This is a genomic window from Methylopila jiangsuensis, from assembly GCF_027922305.1.
Lineage (GTDB): Bacteria > Pseudomonadota > Alphaproteobacteria > Rhizobiales > Methylopilaceae > Methylopila > Methylopila jiangsuensis.
Window position 1 is genome coordinate 1 of the sequence record NZ_BSFK01000016.1, and the last position, 12,407, is coordinate 12,407.

Below are 12,407 nucleotides of genomic sequence, written 5' to 3' on the forward strand. Positions count from 1 at the left end.
CGCTGTTGGCCGCCCCGTCGTCCGGTGTGGCGCTTTATAGGCAGCACCCAACCAAGGTGTCAACGACGGTTTTTCGGTTTTTTCGCCCTTTCGGTCGCCAGCCCCTGCCCATCAGGACGGCTTTCCGCTCAAGAATGAGGCGGTTTGAGCCGTCTTAAACGCTCCAAAAAAACGTCATTCCCCGGTCATTCCGGCCCGCGCAGGGGATGGGCCCGTCAGGCAAACCCCATCGACGCGTTTCCGCGCATCCGGGAGAGCCGGATCCCTTAACCCCTTGCCTGAGCGTTCTTTTTAGGTGCGCCCCAATGGGGCCACACTGCTCGCGAATCCCTGTTCGCACAGGACGCGAGCGGAAAACATGCCGCCGCGCGCCTCCGAACGTTGGCGTTCGGGAGCGACGGGGGTAGCTTGCCCTGCGTTCTTAACATTCGCTTCACAGGTCGAGGCCGCCCGACAACGTGTCCCCCCGTCGCGTTCCCCGCAGTTCCACGCATATGCGGCCGCCGATCGCCCTCGGCTCGGAGCCGCCGCTGCGCGTCGACGGACAGGGCGACGGCCCGCCGGACCCGCGCGCGGTCAGCCTCCGGTGGTTCGTGGGCACGGTGCTGACGGGCATGGCGGGGGCCGGGCTGCTCGCGGGCGCGATCTACTCCACGCTGGAGAGCGAAGCCGGGGTCATCGGCGCGCCGCGGCTGCTGGCCGCCCTGCGCCCCGCGCCCGAGGAGACCGGCTCGGCCGGCCTGCGCAAGGGCGACCGGCTGTCGGCGGAGGCCGAGCAGGTGTCGGCGCGCGCGCTGATCCGCGTCAGCGCCAGCACCCGGCACGGCGACCGCGAAGTGGTGAAGATGCGGCCCTTCGTGCGCGTCAGCGCGACGCTGGCCCAGGGGCCGACCGACCGCGCCGGCGACGTGCCGCCGTTCGATCCGCTGAAGGTGCAGGCCGCGGCGGACAAGAATCCCCCGCCCCAGCCGGACGCGGACGGCGAGGGCGACCTGTCCTTCGTGGTCAGCGACCTGTCCAAGCACGCCATCGGCCCGGATGAGGGCCCCACCGTGCCGCCCACCGAGGTGCGCGCCCGGGTGCGCGAGGCCGCGGCGTTCGAGATCGCGTCCCGCTACGCCGCGGCGACCCAGCTCACCCCCGGCGCCCAGAGCCGGCTCGCTTACGCGCCGGAGCCGGGCGCGGGTGGGTTCGCAGCGCCGTTCGGCGACGACGCTCCGCCGGTCGCCAACGTCACCCTGGTGGCGAAGTCCGCCACCGAACCGCTGAACCCCGCCGGCCCCGGCGAGCGCATGATCGCCATCACGGCCGATGGCGCGCTGGAGGCGGCGCTGGAGCAGGAGGCGGGGGTTCTGCCCGAGGACGCCCGGGCCGTGGCGCAGCGATTCGGCGGCCGCGACGGCTACGGCCTCGCCACGGTGAAGACCGGGCAGAAGCTGAAGGTGCTGATGGGCCGCTCCGCCGCGCCCGGCCTCAACCGGCTGCAGCCGGTGCGCGTCAGCCTGTTCGAGGCCAACGGCGACCATGTGGGCTCGGTGGCGCTGTCGGACGTGGGCGACTATGTGGCCATCGCCGATGTGGGCGACATGTCGGACGAGCCGACGGCGGAGGAGCTGGCCGAGGAAAGCGCGCCCGTCGCCTCCGGCCGCATGCGGCTCTACAACGGCCTCTATGAGGCGGCGCTGAAGAACGACGTGCCGCCCGCCATCATCGACGAGATGGTGCGCATCGTCTCCTATGACGTGGACTTCAACCGCCCGGTGCGGCCCGGCGACAGCTTCGAGGTGTTCTACGCCGCCGACGAGGAGCTGAACGGCGCCGGCGAGGTGGCCTTCATGGCGCTCACCGCCGGCGGCGAGGCCCGGCGTTTCTACCGCTTCACCACCGAGGACGACGGCGTCGCCGACTATTACGACGAGACCGGCAAGTCGGCGAAGCAGTTCCTGATGCGCAAGCCCATGAGCGGCGGCGTGATGCGCTCGGGCTTCGGCTTCCGGCGGCATCCGGTGCTGGGCTACTCCAAGATGCACACCGGCGTGGACTGGGCGGCCCCCACCGGCACGCCCATCGTCGCCTCCGGCAATGGCGACGTGGAGAAGGCCGGCTGGTCCAACGGCTATGGCCGGCAGGTGGTGCTGAAGCACGCCAACGGGTACGAGAGCACCTACAACCACATGTCCGGCATCGCCCGCGGCGTCACGCCCGGCGCGCGGGTGCGACAGGGACAGGTCATCGGCTATGTGGGCTCCACCGGGCTCTCCACCGGAGCGCATCTGCATTACGAGGTGCTGATCAACGGCCGCTTCGTGAACCCCATGAAGATCAAGCTTCCGCGCGGCCGCGAGCTCGACGGCGAGACGCTGGCGAGCTTCCAGCGCGAGCGCGAGCGCGTCGACGGCCTGCTCGGGCGCGGCTCCACCACCGCCGCCCGCGCCGCGACCAGCGAAGGCGGCTGATTCGCCTCCCTCATTGAGCCTGCTTGGACATCGCTGAAGGGCGCGATCTAAACTTCGTCATGCCCGAGCTTGCCCATCGGGCATGACGAAAATCTTGACGTTCCAATCAGGCTTTTTCGCCGCTCTTCCGGACCCGACCGCGATGACCGACCTTCGCCCGCGCTCCGGCGCCGAAATCCTCGTGGACGCGCTCGTGGCGAACGGGCTGACCACCGGCTTCGGCGTGCCGGGCGAAAGCTATCTCGCCGTGCTGGAGGCCATGCGGGCGGCGGGAGGCGGGTTCGACTTCGTCACCTGCCGGCAGGAGGGCGGCGCCGCGATGATGGCCGACGCCTGGGGCCGGCTTTCGGGCCGTCCGGGCCTGTGCTTCGTCACCCGCGGCCCCGGCGCGACCAACGCCATGAGCGGACTGCATGTGGCGCGGCAGGATTCGAACCCGCTGCTGCTGTTCGTGGGCCAGGTGGCGCGCGGCGTCCGGGGGCGTGAAGCGTTTCAGGAGCTGGACCTCCGCGCGGTGTTCGGCTCCATCGCCAAATGGGTGGTGGAGATCGACGACGCGGCGCGCATCCCCGAGCTGATCGCGCGGGCGATCCGGACGGCGACGCAAGGGGCGCCCGGCCCGGTGGTGATCGGCCTGCCCGAGGACATGCTGGCGGATCAGGCCTCCGTCGCGGACGCCCCCGCCGTCGCGCCGGCGGAAAGCTGGTCCGGCCTCGCCGACATGGCCGAGCTCCAGAAGCGGCTGTGGGCGGCGAAGCGGCCGATCGCGGTCGTGGGCGGCGGGCGCTGGTCGGCGCGCGCGGTCCAGAGCCTCGCCCGATTCGCGGACCGGTTCCGGCTTCCGGTCGCCACCACCTTCCGCCGGCAGATGCTGTTTCCGGCCGACCACCCGTGCGCCGCGGGCGACCTCGGCATCGCGCCCAACCCGAAGCTCGCGACGCGCATCCGCAATGCCGACCTCGTGCTGCTGATCGGCGACCGGCTGAGCGAGGTTCCGTCCCAGGGCTACGAGCTGCTCGGCGTCCCCTCCCCCCGGCAGACGCTGATCCATGTGCATCCCGATCCGCAGGAGATCGGCCGGGTCTACCAGCCGGCGCTCGGGATCGTGGCGTCGCCCACCGCCTTCGCCGCCACGCTCGAAGGCGTGCAGCCGCCGAACGCCCTGCCCTGGGAGGCGGAGACGGACGCGGCGCACGCGGATTACCTCGCCTGGTCGGAGACCGTCCCCCCGCATCCGGGCCCGGTCCAGATGGCCGAGGTGACGGCTGCGCTGCGCGCGCTGCCGCCCGAGGCGGTGATCTGCAACGGCGCGGGCAACTACTGCGGCTGGCTGCACCGCTTCCACCGCTTCACCCGCTACGGAAGCCAGGCGGCGCCCGCCTCCGGCTCCATGGGCTACGGTCTGCCGGCGGCGATCGCGGCCAAGCGGCTCGATCCGGCGCGCGAGGTGGTGGCGCTCGCCGGCGACGGCTGCTTCCTGATGACGGGGCAGGAGCTCGCCACCGCGGTCCAGCACGATCTCGCGGTGGTGACGATCGTGATCGACAACGGCCAGTACGGCACCATCCGCATGCATCAGGAGCGGACCTATCCCGGCCGCCCCTTCGGCACGGCGCTGGCGAATCCGGATTTCGCGGCGCTGGCGCGGGCCTATGGCGCGGAGGGATTCTCGGTCACGGAGGCCGGCGCGTTCGCCACCGCCTTCGCCGCGGCGCGGGCCTCGGGGCGCCCGGCGCTGATCCATGTGGCGCTCGATCCCGAAGCGCTGAGTCCGACCGCGACCGTCGCCGGGCTGAGGGCGCAAGCCGCGCGCGGCTGACGAAGCCGCGTGCGCCGGCCCGCCGAAGCCGGTAAAGGGAAGCCCGTTCGTCACGGGGAGGCGGCCCATGGCCAAGACCATCAAGATCATCGGAATCGGGGCCGGCGATCCGTCCCACGTCACCCTGCAGGCGGTCGAGGCGCTGAATACGGTGGACGTGTTCTTCCTGATGGAGAAGGGCCCGTCCAAGGACGATCTGCTGGCGCTGCGCCGCGAGGTGTGCCGGCGCTACATCCGGGCGGACCGGACCTACCGCTTCGCGGAAGGGACCACGCCGGAGCGGGACCGGGGCGCGGCGGACTATCTCGCCGCCGTCGACGACCTGAACGATCGCAAGGGCGCCGCGGTGGAGCGGCTGATCGCCGAGGAGATGGCGGACGGCGAATGCGCCGGCTACCTCGCCTGGGGCGATCCCGCGCTCTACGACAGCACCATCCGCATCATCCGCACGATTGCGGAGAGCGGGCGTCACGACATCGTCTGGGAGGTGATCCCCGGCGTCAGCAGCCTGCAGGCGCTGACCGCGCGCCATAAGGTGACGCTGAACAGCATCGGCCGCCCGGTGCTCATCACCACCGGGCGACGGCTTGCGGCGGACGGGTTTCCGACGAACACGGACAGCGTCGCGGTGATGCTGGACGCGGAGAACAGCTTTCTGGCGTTCCGGGACGACCCGTCCGTCGAGATCTACTGGGGCGCCTATGTGGGGGCCGCCAACGAGATCCGGATCACCGGGCCTGTCGGCGAGGTCGCCGACGAGATCGTCCGCCGCCGGACGGAGGCCCGCGCCGCGAACGGCTGGATCATGGACAGCTACCTGCTGCGCCGGACGACGCTGCCCTAACGCTGACGTCCGCACACCGTCATGCCCGAGCTTGTCTCGGGCATCCACGACTTCCCTTGAGCGAAACCCCGGCGTCCACATCTTGGATGCCCGCCATGCGGCGGGCATGACGTGGAGGAGTCTTTACGCGCGGGCTCGGCTCCCGGACGTTCGGCTCACACGCTGAAGCGCGCGCCGACGGCGAGGCCAGACGACGCGGCGTGTTCGCCGGCCGCGAGCTTCGCGCCGCCCTCGGGCTGAACGCGGGTGATCAGGAAACGCCCGTCGGCGCAGACCACGGTGATGCCCTCCGGTCCGACCGCAACCACCTCGCCGAGCTTGCCTCCGATGTCCTTGGGGGACTTGGCCGGCAGCGGGGTCGCGTCCAAGACCTTGAGCGTCGCGCCATCCAGCGTCGTCCAGGCGCCGGGCGAGGGGTTGCAGCCGCGGATCAGCCGGTCGATTTGGCTCCAAGGCTTGCCCCAGTCGATCCTGGCGTTGGCCGCGCGGCACAGACCCTCATAGGTGGCCTTGTCCTCGTCCTGTTTGATCCGCGGCGCCGTTCCGGCCTTCACCAGATCGACCGCCTCGAGCATGGCCTCGACGCCCAAGGGGAACAGCCGGTCGAAATAGACCGAGCCCAGCGTGTCCTTCGGCCCGATGGGCGTGGTCTTCTGCAGCAGCACGTCGCCGGTGTCCAGGCCGTCGTCCGGCCAGAAGATCGACAGCCCGGTCTCGGTCTCGCCCTTGATGATCGGCCAGTTGATGGCCGAGGCGCCCCGATAGGCCGGCAACAGCGACGGGTGGTACTGGATCGAGCCGTGGGTCGGGATGTTCAGGAAGCTCGACGGCACGAACAGCGTGACGAAGGCCATCACCTGAAGGTCCGGCTTCAGGGCGCGGAACTGCTCGGCCACCTCGTCCGACCGGTAGGAGGCGGGCTGGCGCACCTCCAGCCCCGCGGCCAGCGCCGCCTCCTTCAGGGGATCGGCCTTCTGGCCCTCTTTCTCGGGCGCCACATAGACCGCCACGACGTTTTCGCCGCGCGCGAGCAGCGCCTCAAGCACCGCCTTGCCGAAGGCCTGCTGGCCGTGAACCACGATGCGCATGCGCTTGTCCTCCCAGATGACGTTCGGTGCGGAACGCGCAGGACGCCGACGAACGCCGCGCGGTCCACATAAAAAAACCGCCCGCCGGGGGGTCACGTCGGGGGCGCGGGGCGCGCGTCCCTTCTGTGAGCCGCCGGCGGGCGGGCCGCAAGGAGCGGTGTTATTCGGCTGCGAGCTTCTGGATGACGCCGACGGCGCCGGAGCCCTCGATCTCGGCGATCTCGGAGTCGGAGTAGCCCAGCACGTCGCGCAGGATCTCGTCGGTGTGCTCGCCCAGCAGCGGGGCGCGCTCCACCTCGACCGGGCTGCCCGAGAGCTTGATGGGGCTGCCGACCGAGACGTATTCGCCGCGGGTCGGATGGTCGACCTTCACCAGCGTGCCGGTGTCGTACAGACCTTCGTCCTCGATGATCTCCTTCATGGAGAGGATCGGACCGCAGGGGATGTCGAACTTGTTCAGGATGTCCATGGCCTCGAACTTGGTCTTGGTCATGGTCCAGGCTTCGATGCGCGTGAAGATCTCGTTGAGATGCGGCAGGCGCGCCTTGGGCGTGGCGTAGTTCGGATCGGTCTTCCAGGTGGGCTCGCCGATGACGTCGCAGATCTTCTCCCAGACCGGGGCCTGGGTGATGAAGTACAGATAGGCGTTGGCGTCGTGCTCCCAGCCCTTGCACTTCAGGATGCGGCCCGGCTGGCCGCCGCCGGAGTCGTTGCCCGCGCGCGGCACGTAGTCGTCGAAGTCGATGCCTTCGCCGAACTGGCTGTATTCGCGCAGAGGGCCGTGCTCCAGGCGCTGCTGGTCGCGCAGCTTGACGCGGCAGAGGTTCAGCACCGAGTCCTGCATGGCGCAGTCCACCTTCTGGCCGCGGCCGGAATGGGTGCGGTGGAACAGGGCGGTGACGATGCCGAGCGCGAGGTGCAGGCCGGTGCCGCTGTCGCCGATCTGGGCGCCGGTCACCATCGGGATGCCGTCGCGGAAGCCGGTGGTGGAGGCGGAGCCGCCGGCGCACTGGGCGACGTTCTCATAGACCTTGCAGTCCTGGTAGCGGCCGGGGCCAAAGCCCTTCACGGACGCCAGGATCATGCGCGGGTTGACCTCCTGGATTTTCTCCCAGGTCAGTCCCATGCGGTCGAGCGCGCCCGGGGCGAAGTTCTCCACCAGCACGTCGCATTCCTTCACCAGCCGCCAGAGCACTTCCTTGCCCTTGGCGCTCTTGGAGTCCAGCGTGATGGAGCGCTTGTTGTGGTTCAGCATCGTGAAATAGAGGCTGTCCACGTCAGGGATGTCCTGAAGCTGCTGCCGGGTGGCGTCGCCGGCGCCCGGGCGCTCCACCTTGATCACGTCGGCGCCGAACCAGGCGAGAAGCTGGGTGCAGGTCGGGCCCGACTGGACATGGGTGAAATCCAGCACGCGGACGCCTTCGAGAGCCTTGCTCATGTCGCTCCAATCCTTCCGGAAGCCCCAGGCCGCGGGCCCCTCACGGGCCTGCGGCGTCATATCCCCATCCCATTGACGGCGCGATGGGGCCGCCGTCAATGGGACACGCTGGCATTACTTATACATGAAACCCGACCGCCGCCGCCTAATCCCTTGGTCGGCGGCGGATCGTCGCTTCACTTCTTCTTCTTGACCACGCTCTGGGGATTAAGGCTTCCGATGTTGCCGCTCTCGCTGCCGGCTTCCGGGTCGATCTCCGCGTTGATGAGGGTGGGTTTGCCGCTGTCCATGGCCGCGTCCACCGCGCGCTTCAGTTCGTCGGGGGTCGTCACGTTCACGCCCACGCCGCCGAAGGCCTCCATCATCTTGTCGTAGCGGGCGCCCGGCACGAACACGGTGGTGCCGGGATCGCGGCCGGTCGGATCGGTGTCCGTGCCGCGGTAGATGCCGTTGTTGTTGAAGATCACGATGCAGACCGGCAGGTTGTACCGGCAGATCGTCTCCACCTCCATGCCGGAGAAGCCGAAGGCCGAGTCGCCTTCGACCGCCAGCACCGGCTTGCCCGTCTCCACCGCGGCGGCGATGGCGAAGCCCATGCCTATGCCCATCACGCCCCAGGTGCCCACGTCCAGGCGCTTGCGCGGCTGGTACATGTTGATGACGCCGCGGGCGAGGTCGAGCGTGTTGGCGCCCTCGTTCACGAGGATGGCGTCCGGCCGCTCCTTGATCACCTCGCGCAGCGCGCCGAGGGCGCCGTGGAAGTCCATGGGCGCGGCGTTCTTGCCGAGCTTGGCCTCCATCTTGGCGATGTTGGCGTCCTTCTTGGCGTTGATCGTCGAGGTCCACTCGGCGGGCACGCCCGGCCAGCTGGAGTCGATGCCCGCGAGCAGGGTCTTCACCACCGAGCCGATGTCGCCCACGAGCGGGGCTGCGATCTCGACGTTGGAGTCCATCTCGCGCGGCTCGATGTCCACCTGGATGAACTTCTTGGAGCCGGGCTCGCCCCACTGCTTGCCCTTGCCGTGGCTGAGCAGCCAGTTCAGGCGGGCGCCGAGCAGCAGCACCACGTCGGAGTCCTTGAGCACGGTGGAGCGCGCCGCGCCCGCCGACAGCGGATGGGTGTCGGGCAGCAGGCCCTTGGCCATGCTCATGGGGATGTAGGGGATGCCCGAACGCTCCACGAGCTCGCGGATCTCGTCGTCGGCCTGGGCGTAGGCCGCGCCCTTGCCGAGGATGATCAGCGGACGCTTGGCGGACTTCAGCAGGTCGAGCGCGCGCTTGACCGCGGACGGCGCCGGGATCTGCTCGGGAGCCGCGTCGATCACCTTGACCAGCGAGGCCTCGCCCTTGGCGGCGTCGATCACCTGGGAGAACAGCTTGGCCGGCAGGTCCAGATAGACGCCGCCCGGACGGCCCGAGACCGCTGCGCGGATGGCGCGGGCGACGCCGATGCCGATGTCCTCGGCGTGCAGCACGCGGAAGGCCGCCTTGCACAGCGGCTTGGCGATGGCGAGCTGGTCCATCTCCTCGTAGTCGCCCTGCTGCAGGTCGACGATCTCACGCTCGGACGAGCCGGAGATCAGGATCATGGGGAAGCAGTTGGTGGTGGCGTTGGCGAGCGCCGTCAGGCCGTTCAGGAAGCCCGGCGCGGAGACCGTAAGGCAGACGCCCGGCGTCTTGGTGAGGAAGCCCGCGATGGCGGCGGCGTTGCCGGCGTTCTGCTCGTGGCGGAACGAGATGACGCGGATGCCTTCCGCCTGGGCCATGCGGCCGAGATCCGTGATCGGAATGCCCGGCACGCCATAGATGGTCTCGATGCCGTTCAGCTTCAGGGCGTCGATGACCAGATGGAAGCCGTCGGTGAGCTCGGGCTCGGCGGCGATCTGCGGATCGAGCAGGGGGGCGGCGGTCTGCTCTTCGGACAGGGTTTGGATCTTCAATGCGGCGCTCGACATGGGCGTAATCCTCCAGATTTCTTTTTTGCTTTTGCGGTCCGCTCCGAAGGCGCGTTCCGGAACGGGTCCGGACGGCTTCCGCGGCCTTTGACGCTCGGGTGACGTGGGCTCTTCGGCCCCTTGGCCTTTCCCTTTCCGCGCGTGCGGCGCGCTCGTGCCGGCGAACGTCGCGCGCTTTGGTCGCAGCGTCCGCCGGCGCCCGGGCCGGTCGCGCCGACCCTCTGATCGCCGCAAATCTGGCATGCCAGATACAAGGCTGTCAACGAAACCTCACCGAGCGAGGGGCGGAGTTTTTTGCTGCGACGCAAGAAGCTCTTCGGTTTTCGCGGGGCTGGAGCGGCGACGATAGGCATTTTGGTATGCCACATGCCAGAAACGCTTATACTTTAGGATGGCTCCATATCGGGTCGCGCCGCGCGCTCCTGCGACGTTATGCCCTCTCCTCCTTAGGGTCGCTCATAAGGGCTCCGGGCATTTTGCGACGCAGCATCATTCAGCGTCTACAACTTTCGTCGCTTGCCTTATTGGCATCTTGAATACCAATATGACAAATCCGTGAGTGTCCCGTGATGACCCCCACGCAACAAGACCAATCATGAGGGTAGGAAATGCACTCTGCGCTTGAGGCCGGCGACCCCGGCCACCGCGTCAGCGACGCCTATCGCTGGACGCAACTTGTCGTCGGCGTCATCTGCATGGTGATGATCGCCAACCTGCAATACGGCTGGACCTTCTTCGTTCCCGACATTCAGGCCAAGTTCGGCTGGGACCGCGCCGCGATCCAGTGGGCCTTCACGCTGTTCGTGCTGTTCGAGACCTGGCTGGTGCCGGTCGAGGGCTGGTTCGTGGACAAGTACGGCCCGCTGGTGGTGGTCGCCTTCGGCGGCGTGCTCTGCGGCGTCGGCTGGGTCATCAACGGCTACGCCACCTCGCTGACCGGGTTCTATGTGGGCCAGGTCATCGCCGGCGTCGGCGCCGGCGCGGTCTACGGCACCTGCGTGGGCAACGCGCTGAAGTGGTTCCCCGACAAGCGCGGCCTCGCCGCCGGCATCACCGCCGCCGGCTTCGGCGCGGGCGCCGCGCTCACCGTCGCCCCGATCCAGTCCATGATCGCCAATTCCGGCTACCAGGCCGCCTTCATCTGGTTCGGCATCGGCCAGGCCGTGGTGATCTGCGTGATGTCCACGCTGCTGCGCGGCCCGAAGGCCGGCCAGACGCCCGCTGTCACGGTCAACGCCGCGAACATCCAGAGCCGCCGCAACTACGGCCCGTCCGAGGTGGTGCGCCAGCCGATCTTCTGGCTGATGTACTTCATGTTCGTCATCGTCGGCGCCGGCGGCCTGATGATCACCGCCAACCTGAAGCCGATCGCCGCCGACCTGCACATCGACAAGGTGCCCGTCACCCTGCTCGGCCTGACCATGACGGTGGTCACCTTCTCCGCCACCATCGACCGCGTGCTGAACGGCCTCACCCGCCCGTTCTTCGGCTGGATCTCCGACAAGATCGGCCGTGAGAACACCATGTTCGTCGCCTTCGCCATGGAAGGCGTCGGCATCTACATGCTCTACCTGTGGGGCCACGATCCGCTGTGGTTCGTGCTGCTTTCGGGCTTCGTGTTCTTCGCCTGGGGCGAGATTTACTCGCTGTTCCCGGCCACCTGCACCGACACGTTCGGCTCCAAGTTCGCCGCCACCAACGCGGGCATGCTCTACACCGCCAAGGGCACGGCCGCGCTGCTGGTGCCGTTCGCGAACTATCTGCAGCAGGGCCAGGGCTCCTGGGACGGCGTGTTCCTGATCGCCGCCGGCGCCAACATCCTCGCCTCGGTGCTCGCCATCGCCCTGCTGAAGCCCTGGCGCCGCCGCGTCGTCGCCGGCGCCAAGGCTGACGTCGCGGCGCCCGCCGGCCACGCCGCTCCCGCGGAGTGAGTTCGCCGCGAACCTGACGGGGTCGCGCTCCCATCGCCCCGTCCGCGGCCACTCGGCCCCCGGCGCGCCCTCGCGCCGGGGGCTTTTTCATGCGCCCAAACGCACGACGCCCCGGACCGTCATCGGGTCCGGGGCGTCGCGGCGTGAGGTGAGGTCAGGCGCCCCCTGACCTCACTGGGTGCGGGCGAAGGTCTCGTCGAACGAGTAACCCGCGCCGCGCACGGTGCGGATCGGATCGAGCTGCCGCCCGCGATTGATGGCCTTGCGCAAGCGGCCCACGTGCACGTCCACGGTGCGCTCGTCGATGTAGACGTCGTGCCCCCAGACGCCGTCGAGCAGCTGTTCGCGGGAGAACACCCGCCCCGCCGACTGCATCAGGAACTCCAGCAGCTTGAACTCCGTCGGCCCGAGATGGATTTCCCGCGACTGCCGGTGCACCCGGTGCGACTGGCGGTCGAGCTCGATGTCGCCGGCCTTGAGCACCGTCGCCACATGCTCGGGCTTCGCCCGGCGCAGCAGCGCCCGCACCCGCGCCACCAGCTCCGGCACCGAGAACGGCTTGACCACGTAGTCGTCCGCGCCGGTGGCGAGGCCGCGCACGCGCTCGGCCTCCTCGCCGCGCGCGGTGAGCATGATGATGGGCAGACGTTCGGTCTCGGGCCGGGTCCGCAGACGGCGGCACAGCTCGATGCCCGACAGCCCCGGCAGCATCCAGTCGAGCAGGATCAGGTCCGGCGTCCACTCGCGCAGCCGCGTCTCGGCCTCGTCGCCGCGGGCCACCGATTCCACGGCGTAGCCCTCGGCTTCCAGGTTGTAGCGGAGGAGGAGCGTCAGCGGCTCCTCGTCCTCGACGATCATCACCCGAGGCGTCATCGG

Annotated in this window: 8 protein-coding genes; 4 read left to right on the forward strand and 4 right to left on the reverse strand. The window is 69.2% G+C overall.

Translation table 11 applies throughout. The features are described 5' to 3' along the window. The first annotated feature begins 494 nt into the window (after nt 1-494). The 3 genes from PKE85_RS12825 to cobF all read left to right on the forward strand — a co-directional run bounded on the left by PKE85_RS12825 (nt 495) and on the right by cobF (nt 5,119). A complete protein-coding gene (locus PKE85_RS12825; protein ID WP_271205156.1) occupies nt 495-2,456 on the forward strand; it encodes a M23 family metallopeptidase in 1,962 nt (653 codons plus the stop codon). Nucleotides 2,457-2,598: 142 nt separating this feature from the next. Continuing rightward, on the forward strand, nt 2,599-4,275 hold the full coding sequence (locus PKE85_RS12830) for a thiamine pyrophosphate-binding protein (protein WP_271205157.1): 1,677 nt from the start codon (nt 2,599-2,601) through the stop codon (nt 4,273-4,275). A 67-nt stretch (nt 4,276-4,342) separates the two neighbouring features. Next, on the forward strand, nt 4,343-5,119 hold the full coding sequence (gene cobF / locus PKE85_RS12835; RefSeq protein WP_271205158.1) for a precorrin-6A synthase (deacetylating): 777 nt from the start codon (nt 4,343-4,345) through the stop codon (nt 5,117-5,119). Between the two features lie 155 nt (nt 5,120-5,274). Here the strand turns inward: cobF and PKE85_RS12840 are convergent, their stop codons facing one another. The 3 genes from PKE85_RS12840 to oxc form a co-directional block, all read right to left on the reverse strand. Further along, on the reverse strand, nt 5,275-6,207 hold the full coding sequence (locus PKE85_RS12840) for a methionyl-tRNA formyltransferase (protein WP_271205159.1): 933 nt from the start codon (nt 6,205-6,207) through the stop codon (nt 5,275-5,277). A gap of 160 nt (nt 6,208-6,367) precedes the next feature. Beyond that, nucleotides 6,368-7,645, reverse strand: a complete 1,278-nt coding sequence (frc, locus tag PKE85_RS12845) for a formyl-CoA transferase (RefSeq protein ID WP_271205160.1) — start codon at nt 7,643-7,645, stop codon at nt 6,368-6,370. Between the two features lie 176 nt (nt 7,646-7,821). Beyond that, nucleotides 7,822-9,600: an oxalyl-CoA decarboxylase gene (oxc, locus tag PKE85_RS12850; RefSeq protein WP_271205161.1), complete on the reverse strand. Its 1,779-nt coding sequence runs from the start codon at nt 9,598-9,600 to the stop codon at nt 7,822-7,824. Nucleotides 9,601-10,208: 608 nt separating this feature from the next. Between oxc and oxlT the strand changes: the two genes are divergently transcribed. Next, nucleotides 10,209-11,531, forward strand: coding sequence for an oxalate/formate MFS antiporter (oxlT, locus tag PKE85_RS12855; protein WP_271205162.1), 1,323 nt, complete (start codon nt 10,209-10,211; stop codon nt 11,529-11,531). Between the two features lie 171 nt (nt 11,532-11,702). On the opposite strand, the gene phoB is transcribed toward oxlT, so the two are convergent. After that, entirely contained in the window at nt 11,703-12,404 is a 702-nt protein-coding gene (gene phoB / locus PKE85_RS12860; protein ID WP_271205163.1) for a phosphate regulon transcriptional regulator PhoB, read from the reverse strand. Nucleotides 12,405-12,407: the final 3 nt, after the last annotated feature.

Coding starts and splice junctions, on each gene's coding strand:
- PKE85_RS12840 (WP_271205159.1), bottom strand. CDS start 6,207: ATGCGCATCGTGGTTCACGGCCAGCAGGCCTTCGGCAAGGCGGTGCTT.
- frc (WP_271205160.1), bottom strand. CDS start 7,645: ATGAGCAAGGCTCTCGAAGGCGTCCGCGTGCTGGATTTCACCCATGTC.
- oxlT (WP_271205162.1), top strand. CDS start 10,209: ATGCACTCTGCGCTTGAGGCCGGCGACCCCGGCCACCGCGTCAGCGAC.
- cobF (WP_271205158.1), top strand. CDS start 4,343: ATGGCCAAGACCATCAAGATCATCGGAATCGGGGCCGGCGATCCGTCC.
- phoB (WP_271205163.1), bottom strand. CDS start 12,404: ATGACGCCTCGGGTGATGATCGTCGAGGACGAGGAGCCGCTGACGCTC.
- PKE85_RS12825 (WP_271205156.1), top strand. CDS start 495: ATGCGGCCGCCGATCGCCCTCGGCTCGGAGCCGCCGCTGCGCGTCGAC.
- PKE85_RS12830 (WP_271205157.1), top strand. CDS start 2,599: ATGACCGACCTTCGCCCGCGCTCCGGCGCCGAAATCCTCGTGGACGCG.
- oxc (WP_271205161.1), bottom strand. CDS start 9,600: ATGTCGAGCGCCGCATTGAAGATCCAAACCCTGTCCGAAGAGCAGACC.